At 67.5% G+C, this 268-nt stretch carries 1 protein-coding gene; it reads right to left on the bottom strand.

Annotated features, from left to right (window positions below):
- Positions 1-268: hypothetical protein (locus ETC27_RS16740; RefSeq protein ID WP_205742778.1), on the bottom strand; the 268-nt coding region annotated here is incomplete at its 5' end.

Consider the following 268-nt stretch of genomic DNA (forward strand, 5'->3'; position numbering starts at 1 on the left):
TCAGAAGCTCTTGTTAAACTCCGGCCGGTGCTTGTTGCGCAGCTTGAAGTCCTGACGGTCGGCCTTGCGCGGGGCACGGACCCAGACCTCGCGGTTCGGATGCAGGCCGCCACCGCGCGTGGCCGGCACGGCGCTGGTGCGGGCGCGATGGAGCAGGCGCGTATCGGCGATGCCGCAATTGGGATGGATGCCGCCATTGCCAGCGACGACCTTGTCCCAGGCTGCCTTGCGCTTAGCGAAGACGGCGGGATCCTTCAGCGCGGTGCAG

The sequence above is a fragment of the Onishia niordana genome, from assembly GCF_004798965.1.
Lineage (GTDB): Bacteria > Pseudomonadota > Gammaproteobacteria > Pseudomonadales > Halomonadaceae > Onishia > Onishia niordana.